Source organism: Paenibacillus sp. FSL K6-2859 (assembly GCF_038008265.1).
Classification (GTDB): domain Bacteria; phylum Bacillota; class Bacilli; order Paenibacillales; family Paenibacillaceae; genus Paenibacillus_AQ; species Paenibacillus_AQ nitricinens.
On sequence record NZ_JBBOYU010000001.1, the window covers coordinates 3,532,319 to 3,550,398 of the forward strand.

General features: G+C 42.5%; 12 protein-coding genes and 1 pseudogene. 12 read left to right on the forward strand and 1 reads right to left on the reverse strand.

From position 1 onward, the window contains the following. Positions 1-25 precede the first annotated feature (25 nt). Positions 26-4,957 (forward strand): S-layer homology domain-containing protein, encoded by a 4,932-nt coding sequence (locus MHB64_RS15580; RefSeq protein ID WP_341134809.1) that lies wholly within the window; start codon positions 26-28, stop codon positions 4,955-4,957. A 67-nt stretch (positions 4,958-5,024) separates the two neighbouring features. Here MHB64_RS15580 and MHB64_RS15585 read toward each other — a convergent pair whose 3' ends face one another. Further along, positions 5,025-5,888 (reverse strand): class I SAM-dependent methyltransferase, encoded by an 864-nt coding sequence (locus MHB64_RS15585; RefSeq protein WP_341134810.1) that lies wholly within the window; start codon positions 5,886-5,888, stop codon positions 5,025-5,027. A 376-nt stretch (positions 5,889-6,264) separates the two neighbouring features. Here MHB64_RS15585 and MHB64_RS15590 point away from each other — a divergent pair, with 376 nt between their 5' ends. From MHB64_RS15590 to MHB64_RS15640, 11 genes and pseudogenes are all read left to right on the forward strand, one after another. Beyond that, a complete protein-coding gene (locus MHB64_RS15590; RefSeq protein WP_094869000.1) occupies positions 6,265-6,936 on the forward strand; it encodes an epimerase in 672 nt (223 codons plus the stop codon). Continuing rightward, entirely contained in the window at positions 6,933-7,454 is a 522-nt protein-coding gene (locus MHB64_RS15595; protein ID WP_341134811.1) for a GNAT family N-acetyltransferase, read from the forward strand. Before MHB64_RS15590 ends, MHB64_RS15595 begins: the two co-directional genes overlap by 4 nt. A 295-nt stretch (positions 7,455-7,749) precedes the next feature. Beyond that, a pseudogene (locus MHB64_RS15600) lies at positions 7,750-8,962 on the forward strand (MFS transporter). Positions 8,963-9,015: 53 nt separating this feature from the next. Beyond that, positions 9,016-9,375, forward strand: coding sequence for a GIY-YIG nuclease family protein (locus MHB64_RS15605; protein WP_094875012.1), 360 nt, complete (start codon positions 9,016-9,018; stop codon positions 9,373-9,375). A 74-nt stretch (positions 9,376-9,449) separates the two neighbouring features. Then, a complete protein-coding gene (locus MHB64_RS15610; protein ID WP_042188373.1) occupies positions 9,450-9,929 on the forward strand; it encodes a DUF6530 family protein in 480 nt (159 codons plus the stop codon). 418 nt (positions 9,930-10,347) lie between these two features. Beyond that, a complete protein-coding gene (locus tag MHB64_RS15615; protein WP_280786233.1) occupies positions 10,348-10,545 on the forward strand; it encodes a hypothetical protein in 198 nt (65 codons plus the stop codon). Further along, complete coding sequence (locus MHB64_RS15620) at positions 10,518-10,826, forward strand: hypothetical protein (RefSeq protein WP_341134812.1); 309 nt, start codon at positions 10,518-10,520, stop codon at positions 10,824-10,826. The genes MHB64_RS15615 and MHB64_RS15620 overlap by 28 nt, the downstream gene beginning before the upstream one ends. A gap of 293 nt (positions 10,827-11,119) precedes the next feature. Beyond that, positions 11,120-13,771: an endo-beta-N-acetylglucosaminidase gene (locus MHB64_RS15625; RefSeq protein WP_341134813.1), complete on the forward strand. Its 2,652-nt coding sequence runs from the start codon at positions 11,120-11,122 to the stop codon at positions 13,769-13,771. Positions 13,772-14,002: 231 nt separating this feature from the next. Further along, positions 14,003-16,615: a phosphoenolpyruvate synthase gene (gene ppsA / locus MHB64_RS15630; protein ID WP_341134814.1), complete on the forward strand. Its 2,613-nt coding sequence runs from the start codon at positions 14,003-14,005 to the stop codon at positions 16,613-16,615. A gap of 226 nt (positions 16,616-16,841) precedes the next feature. Continuing rightward, positions 16,842-17,219, forward strand: a complete 378-nt coding sequence (locus tag MHB64_RS15635) for a VOC family protein (RefSeq protein WP_094868992.1) — start codon at positions 16,842-16,844, stop codon at positions 17,217-17,219. Between the two features lie 165 nt (positions 17,220-17,384). Beyond that, positions 17,385-18,071, forward strand: coding sequence for a FadR/GntR family transcriptional regulator (locus MHB64_RS15640; RefSeq protein WP_094875016.1), 687 nt, complete (start codon positions 17,385-17,387; stop codon positions 18,069-18,071). Positions 18,072-18,080: the final 9 nt, after the last annotated feature.

The window sequence follows — 18,080 nt, forward strand, 5'->3', positions numbered from 1 at the left end:
ATATTCAAGGGGGAATCCTACAACAATGTTAAAAAAACTCGCAAAATCACTGCTAATGATAGTGCTGATCTTCACGGCAGTGTTCCCTGTAATGGGTGCTTCTGCCCATGCTGAAGAGACGTATGCCGATGATTTCTCTGCTCTGCCAGCAGCGGAGCTGCGTTCGGAGAATTGGCTGATTGACAGTAGCAATCCTCAATTCTTCGGCGGGGATGCTACGCGGTTGGTCAGGACATCCACGGATACTGGTTATGCTGTTTATTCATTAAAAGGGATTCAGTCGTTTACGCTTCAGGCCTATTATTTCTCTGGCTCAACAGCCGTAATCAAGTTCTACGGATCGGGTGATGCGACAGCGTGGACGGAGATTCCGGCCATTAATGACAGTCCCACAGCAACTGGTTCTGGTTGGTATGGAACAGTATACACGCCCACAGGTGCACTTCCGAATGATATCAATTATCTCAAAATCGAGATCAGCGGCGACCTCGACACCTGGTTGATGCAGCTTGGACATCTTACGCTCTCCAATATATCACTTGTACCCCAAAGGATTAACGATGAGATTGATGACGTTTCACAGCTCTATGCATTTAGTACAAATTGGTCTTTAGATACGAGCAACCCTACTTTTTTTGGCGGAGATCACTCTCGTGCGGTGAGAACAGCAGATTCGGCAGAATCACTTGTGTACCATTTGCATAATTTGCAGCATTTCATCATCCGTCTGCATTCCTTTGCCGGCTCTAGCGGAAGCATCAAGTTCTATGGGTCGGCGGATGCATCCTCGTGGACAGAGATTTCAGCGATACATGAAGCTCCACAGGCCACAGGAGATTCAGCTTGGACAGGGACGAATTATACCCCAGCCCAAGGGGTTCCTTCCGGTATTCATTATTTAAAAATCGAGCTCAGTGGCGATTCCGCCCCTTGGCTTATGCAGCTAGGTTCAGTCTCCATATCTAACCAGTTGCCTGAAGGTGGAGGGAACAGCGGAGGAGACGGTGATTATTACGTCGATTCAATTGCGGGCAGCGACAGCAATGATGGAAAAACACCAGAGACCGCCTGGAAGTCCTTCTCTGTAGTTAACCAGACTACCTTTGAGGCTGGAGACCGAATTTTATTAAAGAAGGGCGGAATCTGGAACGAACAATTATATCCTAAGGGTAGCGGAACAGACGATAAACCGATAACAATCACTGCCTATGGCAGCGGAAGTAAACCGACTATCAATGGTGGAGGCATTGCCGGAGCAGCTGTATACCTGCGCAACGCCTCAAACTGGAGCATCCAGGATTTGGAGGTCACTAACTATGCTTCCGAGAGAGGAACCGTTTACCGGGAAGGCATAATGGTGGAGAACGCAAACGGAGGAACATTAAGAAATATCCGCATCCAGGATAACTATATACATGATGTATCAAGCAGCTTCCGTTATCCGACAGTTTCCGGTGCAGAAGGTGGTCCACATGCGTTCGGTGGAATCTCCGTATATGTGGGCGGAACGACGGGCACGGACAAATTTGATGGGGTATGGATCGAAGGTAACACGGTCGAACGAATTGGACGGACAGGAATTGTGGTATGGGATCAGCGTTTCAACGGAGCCGACTATGCTACGGTCAATGTTACGCTCCGCGGAAATTATGTCAAACAAGCAGACAGCGACGGCATCCTCACCTTCGGTGCGGACGGAGCGTTAATTGAGCATAACATAGCAGAAGAAGGTGGCAACTACTCCGAAGAAGGCGAGTTTAACGGCTCAGCCGCAATCTGGCCGACCCGGGGCAAGAATAATATCGTGCAGTTTAATGAGTCCTTTAACACAAATAAACCAGAGGGAGATGGTCAGGGCTTCAATCTGGATATCGATACTATGGACAGTGTAGTTCAATATAATTACAGCCATGGCAATAAGGGCGGATTCATGCTTTTTGTCGATGCCCGTTTAACTCCAGGAGTGCTGACCGGCTCCTCTAACAATGTAGTCAGATACAACATCAGCCAGAATGATCTGACGCATACGTTTAATTTTGCAGGCGGGGTTACGCCGGATACGCAAATCTATAACAATACGATCTATATCGGCACTGGGCAAAACACCAAAATAATCGACCATGAATGGGATGACGCAGGAAATATCAACGCTCCCTATACGTTCAGGAACAATTTGGTCTACAACCTTGGACAGGGGGGTTATAATCTGCCCGGGGTAAATGGCAGCTTCGACCACAACCTGTTGTATGGAAATCATCCAGTAAGCGAGCCGGAAAATACGAATTCCGTCACAGCGAATCCGCTCTTGGTTGCTCAGGGCAACGGAGGAATTGGCTGGAATACAGTGGACGGTTACAAGCTGAGAGAAGGTTCTCCTGCACTTGGTGCTGGTGCTATTATTGCAGGTAACGGCGGTCGGGACTATTGGGGAAACGCTGTTTCAGCAGAAAATCCACCGAATATCGGAGCCTATAATGGACCCGGACTTGATCCTGCCATACTGCCTGAAGCACCTGTAGATGATCTGCGATTATATTTTCAAGGCTTAAAAATTGCTCCTCATATTACAGATGGTAGAAACGGAGGCATATCCCTTCAACTTCAGTTTACAAACAGTTCTGGAGTAGACCCTCTGAGAATTAACAAAATTTCCTGGAAAATAGGAGAAGGAAGTGGCCAGATTAGCGGGAGTCAGCTGCAACTGGCCGAAATCGCTCCTAATAGCCGATTTACTTATCCAATTCCTTTGCCGGGATTCTCTGAAGGCGTTAAATATCCCCTAGAGTTGACTGTTGACCTTGAAGGCTATGAGTCAGTTCACCTCAAGCAAAACATAGATATTAACCGGATGCAGCATCAGACAGATACAGGAACTCCCGCGCTGATTGATCTTGCAGACGGAACCCCTTTGCTGAGCGGGTATAACGGTGTGGATGATCTTAGCGGAACAGCACAACTACGCTGGGACGCGGATAACATCTATTTGACCGCCGACATCCGTGATGATGTATTCAACCATAACGCTTCCGGGATTAATATTTGGCAAAATGACAGTATTCAGTTCAGCCTTGCTCCCGGTGTACCGGGCGATAGCCAATCCTGGTATGAATATGGAATTTCGCAGACACCAGAGGGGCCACAAATTTACCGTTGGCTGTCTATGAAGGGAGCCGCTACCGGATTGTTGACCAAGGGAACACTAAGTGTAACCCGAAATGAAGCGACTAAGATTACCTCATATGCACTGGCACTGCCGTGGAGCGAAATAAGTCCAATTCGAGGAGTGGGAGGCAATGTCTTGAGCTTCTCGATGTTGGTCAACGATAATGATGGTGCGGGCCGAAAAGGATATATTGAGTGGGGATCAGGCATTGGCGCTGCGAAAGATGCGACACTCTTCCGTACCTTCCAGTTTATGAATGTCGAAGATGAGGAGGAGACGCAACCGAGTGATAATGCTGATTTAAGCCTTTTGAGTATAGAGGGTTCAGAAATTCCCGGGTTTGACCGTAACACACTTTCCTATACAATTAACGTGCCCTTTTCTAAAACAGCCGTGACTGTAACAGGGATACCTTTAGATCCGAAAGCCAAATTAACAGTAACAGGCGGAAGTGAACTTAAGGTAGGAGAAAATAGAGTCGATATCAAAGTTACGGCTGCAAACGAAACTACAACAAAAAGCTACATTTTGAATGTGGTACGGAGTGAAGACCGCGGGGGAACAGATACACCCGACAGTTCGTCCGGCAACAATAATGACGGGAACAATAGTAACAGTGGAAACAGTGGAGGGAAAATAGTTCATCCAGTGAATATAATCTCAGCCGGACGTATTCAGATTCAGGATTCACCTGATACTGAAGGAATGCGCCTTGTACAGCTTCCCACTGGAGAAATTAACAAAGCGATGAAGGGAGTGCAAGATGGTGCATTGGTACTTGAGCTTACTGCGGAGGAGGCCATTGCACGTAGTGTTACTTTTCAAGTGCCCGTTACCGAACTAAAAGAGAAGGTTACCTCCCTTAAAATAAAAGCAGGAGCCACCATCATAACGCTCCCTATTGAGAAGATGGGTGGCAATATTCCGGAAGGTTCCAAGCAGTTGGAGCTATCCATTCATATTGTTGATCCTTCAACCCTTTCTGTTGCATTAAAAGAGAAATGGCAAACGCATGCCGTGTACCGGATCTCCTTGATGGTAGACGGAAAGCAAATAGAAACACTAGGTCAATCTGCGGCAATGAAGGTCTCGTTTGGATATAAATTGAATCCTAGTGAAGCGCCGAATCAAGCCATCGTCTATTCTATTACCCGCGAAGGGCTGGCGGAAGTGGTCAAAAACTCCAAATACGTTTCAGGTACAGGGAGCATCACGTTCACAACACGGAACTTCGGATTATACGCTGCGGCGAATGGAGATATACACTTCTCTGATATCAATTCGGACTTCGCTGTTATCCTAGAAGCATTGGCTTCCCGTGACCTGGTGCACGGCACAGGCGATGGCAAATATGAGCCTGCCCGCCAAATCACCAGAGCGGAGTTTGTTCAACTGCTGGTATCGGCACTGGAGCTTCAGGCTGAGAACAGCAATACTTTCGAAGATGTGAGTCCAGATGCTTGGTATTCCCAAGCTGTCTCAACAGCTCAGGCACTAAAGCTGGTTAACGGACGCAGCGAAAGCTTATTTGGCGCAAAAGAACCGATTACTCGCCAAGAAATAGCTGTTATCTTATACCGCGCTCTGAGCTTAGTTTCACTTCAGCCGGATTATTCCAGCAAAACCGTAGTATTTGCTGATCAGAAGCAAATCGGAGCTTATGCCAGAGAAGCGGTTGAGCACCTGCAGCAGTCAGGAATTATCAATGGTTATTCCGACGGCACCTTCAGACCACTGAATCTGACCACCCGTGCGGAGGCTGCAGCTTTGATTTATAAAATTTTGGGATTGTAATCATCACAAAAAAGCTTGAGCCAAGTGTATTTGGCTCAAGCTTTTTTTCTTTTGTGAGTATAATATATTATTTCTTCAGGTTGGCCACGCAACATATCTCATGTCCGCGACGTTCGCCTTGCCATTTGGCTAATAATGCCATTCGTTCTACAAATGGAGTATTCGGCCCATAGTAAGGATGCGCATCGATCAATACAACGGAAGCGGGAACCAGCTGCCGCGTGAATATCGAACTGATCTCAAATCCAGCCTGATTGAGTAAATCACGCACATTAGCCTCCGTGTAATGATACAGGTGATCGGGTTCAATAAATAACGGTGATTCAGGTCCGTAGACTTCATTGGTTATTGAATGGCTATTGGGAATACTGAAATAAATTTTCCCTTGTGTTGTCAAAAGAGTACGAATATCTTTCAAAAATGCAAATGGATCGGAAATATGCTCAAGCACATGCCAGAACACTACCGCATCATAACGAGGAAGATCAGGATTTTCAGCCGAGTCCGAGTCATCGTCTTGAGTTCTTTTCCATTCATCTTTAACCAGATCCACACCATATTTATATTTTGCATAGGCTCGAGACATTTGTGAGGGTTCAATGCCCATCGCTCTCCAGCCGCCATTTCCAGCCGCATGTAAAAATTCACCTGTTCCAGAGCCAATCTCTAGCAATGCTCCTTTTTCTGGACTGAACATTTCCAGCAGCATTAAATTAAAGAGAGCATGATCTGAATAGGTAGCTTGAGCATATTTTTCACGCATTGCAATCCATTCTGTATTATAAATATCTGCGATTAAGCCGGTTGTATCAATCTCTGCAATATTCGCTCTAAAGATAAGACCGCAGTTGCTACACCGCATCAACGTAAACGAATGATACTCATGGAATACCGTGATAGCTGGGGCAGGACCACACAAAATACATTGCATATAAAATACACCTCCGTTATTCGTTTCATATACTCCTCCCAGGCTACTAGCTTGGGGTTAGGGCATCATAGTTCAATTGGAGTGCTTGGAGTGGGTTTTATTTCTTTCATTCTATTATCAATCTCGATAGAATATGCTAGTCTCACTAAACCTAGACAAGGTCAAACTTCAATAGATTTATAGTATAGCTTTCTAGGAATTTAATATTAGGTGGCGCGGATATTGGGAATCCTTCCGTTGTCGTTGTGCTTGATTGTAAAGGATGAAGAAGCAAGCACATTGTTACAATCCATGATTACGCCAAAAGATTGTTGGCTTCGGAAATGCCTGTTACTATTGGAATTAGAATCGTCTCATAGATTGGAGTGACAATGTTATGAAGGTCATTATTTTTGGAGCAACAGGTATGGTTGGTCAAAGCGCGTTGCGTGAATGTTTGATAGATGATAGAGTTCAAGAAATACTTACGATTGGGCGTAAAAAGACGGAGCATCACCATACAAAACTAAGACAAATTCAACTATCCAATGTAGCTGAATTATCAAGTATACAAGATGAAATCACAGGTTTTGATGCATGCTTTTTCTGCCTTGGGGTTTCCTCTGCTGGTATGAAGGAAGATGACTATAAAAAAGTAACATATGATATCGCGCTATCCGCCGGAACAACATTAGCAAAATTGAACCCTCAAATGACCTTTGTATATGTTTCTGGAAGTGGGACGGATAGTTCAGAAAAAGGACGCTCTATGTGGGCGAGAGTGAAAGGGAAGACAGAGAACGATTTGTTGAATCTACCTTTTAAGGACGCATATATGTTCAGACCAGGTGTGATTCTACCCCTATATGGCATACAATCCAAAACAAAAGTGTATCAGATTTTTTATGATGTGATGAAGCCACTTTATCCCTTACTAAAGAAGTTAAACAGTGTCATTACATCGGAACAATTGGGACGAGCCATGATTCAAGTAACGATTAACGGTTATCCAAGACCCAGAATAGAAAGCAATGAGCTCAAATCCACGATCAGGAGGTTAAATCAATGAACATTATCATTAGACAAGAAAAAGTTCAAGATATTAACGAAGTCTACCATTTAATCCAAAAATCATTTGAAAATGCGGAACATTCAGATCATGATGAACACAATTTAGTAAATAGACTAAGGAGCTCGACAAAGTTTATTCCAGAGTTATCACTTGTAGCAGAATACGAGAATAAGATCGTGGGTCATATCCTTTTTACAGAAATACTAGTGGGTGATCAAACTCTGGTTGCGCTTGCACCTGTTGCAGTTCTGCCAGAAATGCAAAGCAAGGGCATAGGGAAGCTACTGATTATTGAAGGGCACAAAATCGCAAGGCAGCTAGGATATAAGGGCGCTGTCGTTATGGGTCATGATAAGTATTATCCGAAGTTTGGTTATAAAAAAGCTAGTCAATATGGTATAAAAGCACCCTTCGAAGTAAGTGACGCTAATTTTATGGCTATTGAGCTTATGAATGGTGGTCTCTCAGATGTCCAAGGTGTTGTAGAATACGCTAAAGAGTTTTTTGGAAATTAGATTAAACGTAAAAAGTGGAGCAAATGCTACGGCAGTTGCTCCACTTTTTTATTTGTTTACAGAATCATTTAGCACCTTTAAAAAAAGGATTGTGGAAAAGCCGAACTGAAAACGGCTTGACGAACAACTCTATCCTGTATAAAATGAAGCAGTGATTTAGTAAATTAGTAAATAATAAAATTAGTAAATTGGAGTGAAGCAATGAAAATATCAAAAACGTTAAAGCATAATCCTTATAGCCATGTTGGAGAGTTTGAGAAAATAAAAAAAACAGAAAAGGATTTGGGGTATTACTATGTTTTCTAATCGTTATGTTCGAACAATTATCCTCTCCCGTGTGTTGTTGCAGCTCGGAATATGGATACGGAATTATGCCGTCCTTTCTTTATGTTTCTGAATTGACAAATAATAATCCAGTAGATGTATCTTTAATATCGGTAGCTGAATTTGCACCGATCTTTATATTTGGCCTGATTGGTGGGACCTTTGCCGACAGATGGCGGCCGAAGAGAACCATGGTATGGAGCGATTTGTTATCTGGCCTGTCCGTTGGGGTGGTGCTGATTGCGGTCATGAATGGCGGATGGGTTGCGCTTCTTGTCGGATCTTTTGTATCTGCCAGCTTATCTCAATTTTCTCAGCCTTCGGCGATGAAGCTGTACAAAAGACATGTGCCAGCTGAACAGCTGCAGGGCGTCATGGCGATGTCCCAAACCCTTGTCGCAGTCTTTACGGTTTTGGGACCCGTTATTGGTACATTTATTTTTATTAAGTTTGGAATTAACGTATCTCTGATCCTGACAGCCGTTATGTTTCTGGGCTCTTCGCTTATATTGTCTTCCCTTCCTCGGGATGAAGAAGAATCGAGGTCAGGTAAAGCCAGCGGCTTCATCAAAGAGTTAACGGCTGGCTTACGCTACATCGGGTCGAGTAAACCCTTAAGAACACTTAGTTTAACTTTCTCGGCGGTGGGATTGGCATCAGGACTAACTCAGCCGCTTCAGATTTTTCTTGTCATTGAGAATTTAGGTAAGGACAAATAATTTCTTCAGTGGCTTGTGATGGCTAGTGGGGCAGCCATGTTAGTAGGCGGAGCTGTAATAATCGGGATAGCCAAAAAAGTAAGGCCACAGCTATTGCTTTTGATAGGCTTACTTGTCAATGCCGTCTGTACGGTTGGAATGGGTGCTTCCAAGCAAGTTTGGCTGACGATTATTTTCTTGGTGATCAGTGGTTTGTTTTACCCTTGCATTCAAGGGGGGATTCAGACACTTCTTGTGCGAAATACCGAAGGGGCCTTTATTGGCCGAGTTTCAGGAGCAATCATGCCTATTTTTATGGGGATGATGGTGGTTGGCATGTTCATTTCCGGCTACCTCAAGGATACGTTCTCCTTGATGGGCGTATTTATGGCGAGTGGTGTATTTGTGATTATCGGTGCGCTTTTTCTGCTTCCTATTGTGGTTAAGAAACGAAGTAAAGTGGAGCTGGAATCGCTGGGAAATTGAAATTCCAACTACAATTACCATGAATTAAATATCTACGATAAGGAGAGAAAAATATGGATATGAATAAACGCAAAGAGCTGATCGAGGAGTATAAACAAATTAAGATTTATATGGGTGTTGCTCAAATCAAAAACCAAATTAACGGCAAAATATTTATCGACAGCTATCCTAATTTGAAAAACAAATGGCTTACCCTGCAAATGCAGTTGGATTCAGGGAGATTTGCAAATGCACAGCTCCAGAAGGAGTGGAACGAATTCGGTGCGGATGCGTTCACCTATGAGGTAATAGAACAGAAGGACATAGATAAGGTAACTGATATTCGCTGGGAACGGAAGAAAATCTTAAAGCCATGGTTAGAGAAATTACAGCCTTACGGAGACAGAGGGTATAACAAACCGCGAATTGACTAACGATGAGATCCAAGATAAAATGAAACCGTCGTTTAGTAAATTAGTAAAATAGTAACTGGAAGGAAGAAAAAAATATGAAAATACCTACAACTTTAAAACATAAGCCTGTTGTCGTGTCGGAGAATTATGAGAAGGTTGACGGCCGAATGGCTGGAAACACAGATGCGAAAGGTCTTTCCTTGGGATTGGCGCAGTGGAATGATAGAGGAAAGGTCGATATTTCGGCTAAGGTATGGAGATATACCGGAGAAAAATGGTCCAGACAATCTGAGGAACTGCCTCTTCATCGCGTGCTAGATTTGTCCATTCTAATTTGCCGGTCGTTGGAACATTTCCGCGAAGCATATCGATATGAGAATTTATATGACCCGGAGCAGCCCGTCATCGACAGAGTTGGCCTGCAAGGGGATGCTATGACTGTAGCGGTATGTACAGATAATGAGCGAATTAATGAAGATATTAAGCTGTTTAATCAAGCTCTTAGCGATGATGATGAAATGATCGGTGAGCGTCTGAGCACATTATCCAAAATATTAAAGGATATGGGATATTAATTAGTAAAGTGGTAGTCAATCGAGGCAAAGAAGCCTTCGTGACTGCCACTTTTTTTATATAGTTATAAACAATTCCGGCCCCCGTCCAGGAGTATATCTATGGGTAAGTATTTTGTAACACTTAAATGAGCAGCATCAGTTCCAAAAGCATTTTTAATACATCTCTTTGCCATTAAGGAAGTGTTCGTATAAGGGTACGTAATTTATATTCTGTCCGGAGTCCTAAAAAATTGCGTTGGTCAATAAGGGATTGTGCGGATAATTCAATTATAATTATTTTTACTATCCAGTTTATTAATACTATCTTGTAAAATGTACATAAATTGATCGTATTTGGAAACAAAGATTAAGAAATTTACTCGTGTGAAAAACCCTTTGAGTATGAGGAACGAGATATTTTATAGGAGTTGAAGCAAAGGTGACGTATGAAAAACCGGAATTAACCATAAGTGAAATTGAAAATGTATTAGGAAATCATCTTGGACCCGGTGCGGTTGAGATTACACCGCTGTCTGGTGGCAACATAAGCAAAGTGTTTTCTTTCAACCACGAAGGAAAGGGCTATGTTGTGAAATTCAGTGATCGATCATGGAACGAATGGAAGGACGCAACCTAACCGATTGCACTTCAGAGGAACAAACCCTTCAGTTGCCTGAAATTATCGACATTTTGACAAGAATGGCTGCAGCGGATATTGGGTCAACTAACGGCTATGGGTGGATCGCTGTTGACGGCAACGGGACCTATGCATTTTGGAAGGACTTCGTCGTTGCCGTAAATGCGGAGGATCTAACAGGGACGTTTTGGGAAAACTGGCATGATCTCTTCCACACCTCTTGCTTGGAGAGAGAGGTGGACGGAACGAAGCTTATCAGAACACACGGCAATTTCTTTTAAACCTGAACGCTTAACACTGTAGGTATCTAGGAAAAAAATCTATTAGTACATACATGAAACCCTGAACAAAGCCAATCGTGATTCTAAGAATAATAAAAGATTGAGAGCACCTATTGGTTTAAATGGGGGCTTTTTTTTATTTATGGAGCCAAAGCGGATGCATGCACTAAAGCTTCAGACTTACAATCTGTAATATTTGCACCTGAACTTGTCATTAATCCACTATCTAGAGCTTCGTCCAACTTGATAAAATGTAAGCGCAATCATAAAACTATCGATTGGAGGAGTACGGCATGAAAAAGATTGGTGCAGGTTTTATATTCTTATTTGTGATGTGTGTAGCAATATCCACTACTGCGTTCGCTAAACAGCCTTATTCATCCTACTGGTTTCCAGAGCAGTTGCTTCAGTGGAGTCCTGCATCCGACCCGGATGCGGCATTCAACCGAAGTACAATTCCGCTGCAAGACCGCTTTGTGACAGATGGAGTCAATGCTCATGCGACAAAAGCGCCGAAAGTTATGGCTTTATCAGCACTGAACTCAGGAACAAGTGGTGTGCCATCACAGGGATCAGACAAATTTGGAGCTAATACGTTTACTTATTGGCAATATGTTGACAAGCTGGTCTATTGGGGCGGATCTGCCGGTGAAGGAATCATCGTACCGCCAAGCGCCGATACAATCGACGCAGCACATAAGAATGGCGTACCGATCGTCGGAACGGTGTTCTTCCCGCCAACTGTTTATGGAGGGAAATTTGAATGGGTGAAGCAAATGCTTCAGCAGAATAGCGACGGTTCCTTTCCTGCCGCAGATAAGCTGATCCAGGTTGCGAAGTATTACGGATTTGACGGTTGGTTTATTAACCAGGAGACAGAGGGTGGAACACCAGCTGATGCCCAGAAAATGAAAGCTTTCCTAAGTTATCTAGAATCGCATAAATCTGCATCTATGCAAATCGTATGGTACGACTCCATGACCAAGGAGGGCAGTATCAGTTGGCAAAATGCGCTAAATGATAAGAATGCAATGTTCTTGCAAGACGATAATAAGAAAATAACAGACAATATGTTCCTGAACTTCTGGTGGAAAGATCTTAAAAGCTCAGCAGATAAGGCCAAAAGTTTAGATAGAAGTCCGTATGACCTGTTTGCAGGGATAGATGTTGAAGCCAAGGGCTACGATACGAATGTGAACTGGAATCTGCTATTTCCGGTTGGTCAGCCTGCCGTCACTTCCCTTGGTATCTACCGTCCAGACTGGACTTTCAACAGCGCAGAAAGCATGGAGGATTTCTTCGCACGCGAGAACAAATTCTGGGTGGGGCCAAACGGGAATCCAGGTAACACCGTGAGCGATCAGGCCTGGAAAGGAATCGCGGACAATGTGGTAGAATCATCCCCTATAAATAAGCTACCTTTCATCACCAATTTCAATACAGGAAGCGGGCAGAAATATTATGTCCGAGGGCAGCAGGTACGAGATAAGGGGTGGAATAACCGGAGCCTGCAGGATATCCTGCCAACATGGCGCTGGATCGCAGACAGCAAAGGAACTTCACTTACTCCAGAGCTCGATTGGTCCGATGCGTATTACGGCGGCAGTTCGCTGAAGGTTTCAGGTGATCTGAGCCATAACAATGCAACGCATCTGAAGCTCTACAAGACAGACCTTAAAATCGAAGCAAGCACTAAGCTATCGGTTACTTATAAAACGCTGAACAAGCCCAGCTTGAAGGTAGGTCTTGCTTTTGCAGACCAACCAGACCAATTTATCTTTCTAAACGTGAAGGATAAGACAGCGCCAGGCTGGACTACTGAAACTTTGAATTTGACCCCATACAAAGGGAAACGAATCGTAGCATTGTCACTATATTTTGATACCAAGGATACGATTAATAATTATAGCATTCAAATTGGCCAGCTCTCCATCCAAAATGCCAACGACCCGGTTAAAACGCTACCGGCGGTTCACGATCTGAAGGTTACTCAATCCGATTTTCGCGATGGAATTTATGGAGATGCTAGATTGGAGTGGAAGCCACTTGATCAGCAGGTGAAGCAATACGAAATCTATAGAGTACTGCCAGATGGCAGTGAGGTATTATTGGGTGCGACATCAAATCATGTGTTTTACGTTCCTGAGATGAGAAGAATAGACAAAGAAACACTTACAGCATTGAAGGTCGTTGCAATCAATGGAAGATACGAGCAAGGTCAGGCCTCCAGCGTGAAGATCAGCTGGCCAGCTTATCCGAAGCCGATTGCAGAGTTCAAAGCTGATCGAACCTTGGTAGCTCCAGGTGAGAGCGTAAACTTCACCGACCTGTCGACCGAAGTGACAGAAGAATGGTCATGGAGCTTCGAAAGCGGTAGCCCAGCTGTCAGCACATCGAAGAACCCGGTTGTAACGTTCAATCAGGAGGGTGTATATAACGTATCACTAACAGCAACCAACAGCTCGGGCCAAGACACAATTATGAAAAAGGCGCTCATTACAGTGAGTAAGGAAGCTGGTGCGGTGAAGAATTTAGCACTTGGAAAACCTGCAACAGCCGATCATGCATGCGGAGACAAGGAAGGCGCACCAAACGCAGTTGACGGTAAAGTGACGGATAATAGCAAATGGTGTGCACTTGGGAATCTGCCTCATTGGCTACAAGTCGATCTAGGAGCCGAGCATCAAATCAGCACTTTTATCGTCAAGCATGCTGAGAGTGGTGGAGAATGGTCCGGGTTTAATACAAGCGACTATACCATTCAGGTGAGTAACGACGGAACGAACTGGACGGATGTTGTAAACGTGCAAGGAAACTCGGCAGCTGAGTCGACAGACGCGATTGCTTTGGTGAAAGCTCGCTATGTAAAATTAATAACTCTTAAGCCCACCCAAGGAGCCGATACAGCAGCACGAATTTATGAGTTTGAAGTCTACGGGTTGTAGTTGGATTCGAACCATGGCTTTTGAATAACAAATAATAGCGGGAGACACAAAAAAGAACCTGAATAGTATTCAGGTTCTTTTATATTGCATATAAAAAGACACGATGATATAATCGGATCACAACTATAAAAAATATAAAGACATAAATAACGCATCTTATATTCATAATATACCATGCAGCTAAACTCTTGTCAAATTTTTTCTCATTTTAATGGTTAGGAGAGATATTGTATGCGTTCAATGATTCTTGGTTTTCGGGAAATAGATACAACACAGCTTTTGCTCGTGGGCGGAAAAGGGTTGAATTTAGGGCGATTATCAACTATCGAAGGAATAAAAGTACCTGAAGGATTTTGTGTTACAACAGTGGGCTACCAAAAAGCCATCGAAAAGAACGAAAAGTATCATACTTTATTAGATCAACTATCCATGTTAAACGTAAACGATCGAGAGCAAATTGGTGAAATCAGTAGGAAGATTCGACAACTCCTTATGGAAGTAGAAATTCCTTCCGATGTTGTGACAGCAGTTACTCACTATCTCTCCCAACTTGGTGAAGAACAGGCTTATGCAGTACGTTCTAGTGCAACTGCTGAAGATTTACCACATGCCTCTTTTGCTGGTCAACAGGACACCTATTTAAATATCATCGGAAGAGAAGCAATCATGCAGCACATAAGCAAATGTTGGGCATCTCTATTTACGGATCGCGCGGTAATCTACCGTATGCAAAATGGATTTAACCACAGACAGGTATATTTATCTGTTATCGTGCAAAAGATGGTTTACCCTCAGGCTTCAGGGATTTTATTCACAGCGGATCCGATGACTTCTAATCGAAAGGTGCTATCTATTAATGCCAGTTTTGGGCTCGGCGAAGCTCTGGTCTCTGGCTTGGTATCTGCCGATTGCTATAAAGTACAAGAAGAGGAAATCGTCGATATGATGATAGCAACCAAAAATTTGGCTATCTATGGATTAAAAGAAGGTGGAACAGAGACCCTGAAAATCGATCTCGATCAGCAAAAGGCTCAAACCCTTACCGAACAACAAATTTTACAACTGGCACGCATAGGTAGAGAAATCGAAGCTTATTTTGGTTGTCCACAAGATATCGAATGGTGTTTGGAGCGTGATACTTTTTATATTGTTCAGAGTCGGCCAATCACTACTTTATTTCCGATCCCTGAAGTGAATGATCAAGAAAATCACGTTTACGTATCTGTCGGTCATCAACAAATGATGACGGATCCCATGAAACCACTAGGATTGTCTTTTTACCTGTTAATCACTCCTGCACCCATGCGAAAAGCCGGTGGAAGGTTGTTTGTTGATGTTACACATATGCTGGCTTCGCCTGTCAGCAGAGAAAATTTCATAAATACCCTTGGGAAATCCGATCCGCTTATAAAAGACGCATTTATGACCCTAATAGAACGAGAATATATAAAATCGTTACCAGATGATAGAAAAGAACGGAATCCCGGTAATAGCAGTAAAGATAGTTCATCAGAAGGTTTTCAAGCACTAATCGAAAATGATCCGGCAATCGTTTCTGATTTGATTAAGAACAGTCAAACATCGATAGAAGAATTAAGACAAAACATCCGAACGAAATCAGGGGCAGATCTATTTGATTTTATTCTTGAAGATCTCCAGGAATTAAAGAAGTTCTTATCTGACCCACAAAGTACAAAGGTTTTTATGACTGCTATGAACGCTTCGTCATGGATCAATGAAAAAATGTACGAGTGGTTAGGTGAAAAAAACGCAGCAGACACGCTTTCTCAGTCTGTACCAAACAACATTACCTCGGAAATGGGTCTGGCGCTTTTGGATGTTGCAGATGTAATTCGTCCTTACCCGGAAATAATTAATTATTTACAACATGTAAAAGATGATAATTTTTTGGATGAACTGATTAAGTTTGATGGTGGACAGGCAACTCAAGACGCAATTTATGCTTATCTCAACAAATTCGGAATGCGATGTGCCGGTGAAATCGATATTTCGAGAACGCGTTGGAGTGAAAAACCGATTACACTTGTACCTATGATTCTCAGTAATATCAAAAACTTTGGGCCTAATGCTGGCAAACGGAAATTTGAGCAAGGCCGACGAGAAGCTTTAGAAAAAGAACAAGAGTTATTAGATCGATTAAAGCAATTACCGGATGGTGAACTAAAAGCTGAAGAGACAAAACGAGTTATCAGTTTAATCAGGAATTATATCGGTTACCGTGAATATCCAAAATACGGCATGATTAACCGCTACTTCATTTATAAGCAAGCTTTACTGAAAGAAGCCGAACAACTCGTACAAACTAGCGTTATTCATGAAAAAGAAGATATATTCTATCTCACTTTTGAAGAACTTCACGAAGTCGTACGTACAAATAAACTGGATGATCAGATCATCAGTAGACGAAAAGACGATTACAATTTTTTTGAAAAACTTACTCCGCCACGTGTAATCACATCTGATGGTGAGATTATTACAGGTAAATACAAACAAGAAAATCTGCCAGACAAAGCAATAATAGGTCTCCCTGTTTCTACCGGAGTTATAGAGGGACGAGCACGTGTCATCTTAAACATGGAAGAGGCAGATCTGGAAGATGGCGATATATTAGTTACCGCCTTTACTGACCCAGGCTGGACTTCATTGTTTGTATCTATTAAAGGCCTAGTCACCGAAGTTGGCGGACTGATGACCCATGGAGCCGTTATCGCTCGTGAATATGGCTTGCCAGCAGTTGTCGGAGTGGAAAATGCCACCAAGTTGATAAAAGACGGGCAACAAATTCGTGTGAATGGAACAGAAGGGTATATCGAAATATTGTAGAGGTATTTAAAAATAAAAATAATTATCGATGTTCTCTTTCGCTGATCTGAAATTCGGTTTAATGTAGGAAAAGAAAGTAAATAATATGAGGATATGGACAATCTCCAGAAACTAAGTCAACTTGTATTTGAAAAGGGGAGTTCAATTTATATTCCTTGACGGGAATATTCGTAATGAGGTATATTTAACAAGCAATAAATTATCCCGACTAAGGAGAGTATAAATTATGATTAATAAAATCGGACAAATTATGTTATATGTAAATAACCAAGAGGAATCCAAAGAATTCTGGACAGAAAAGCTAGGGTTTGAGGTGATTTTGGACGAAACAAATGGCCCTATGAGATTTATCGAACTTGCTCCGAAAGGTGCAGCGACTAGCATTGTTCTTCATAATAAAGAGTTGGTTGCCCAAATGAATCCTGAAATGAATCTCGGAACACCTTCTTTAATGTTCTTTTCGGATAATTTTGATCAATTGAATCGAGAGTTGAAGGACAAGAATGTTACGGTTGGAGATATTGTAGAAATTCCCGGTGGAAGAGTATTCAATTTCGCAGATGGTGAAAATAACTACTTTGCTGTAATGGAAAAAGGACAATAAAATAGAGTGAAACATGCAATAAGGCTGTAGCTAAATAAGCTACTTAAGCAGCTAATCAAAATGATTAGCTGCTTTTTCATTACCCTAATAATCGTTATAAACTTCAAAATCTTACTTGTTAAGTAAAGAATATCATGTTATTCTGCAAAAAGAGGAGATGATCAGATGTTTGAAAAGGGGGCATTCCAACCTGTTCAATCCACTAAGTTAGTGGACGATGTTGTTAATCAAATACAACAAAAAATTTCAACAGGAACAATCCTGCCAGGAGACAAATTACCTCCAGAACCTGAATTAATGAAATTATTTAATGTAGGGCGATCAACGATAAGAGAAGCAGTGCGTGTGTTAGTTCATGCTGGTCTCTTAGAGAAAAAACAGGGTTTTGGAACCTACTTAAAATCCAGTCCTATTATTCAAGAACCACTTACCCATCGTTTACATCGTGCAGAATTGATTGAGGTCTTCGAAGCTCGAAAAATGATTGAATTAGAAATCGCAAGATTAGCAGCTCTACGTCATGATGACACTGACTTATTCAACATGCGAAAACATTTAGATACAAGAGATATGGCTCTAAAGCAGAATGATCGTGAACTGTATGCCAAATCGGATATAGAATTCCACATGGCTGTAGCAATGGCATGTAAAAACGCTGTAATCATTGACTTATATAGAACGTTTACTCATATTTTGTCAGATGCAATGAGCAAATTAAACCGTAATTATAGTTCTCATGATCCTCAATCCGATTACCATGAACAAGTGTATGAATCTATTAAAAATGGCGATCCAGATCAAGCAGTACAATCGACCCTCAAAATTTTAAATGGAACTCTTTCTGAGCTTTAAGTTCAATAT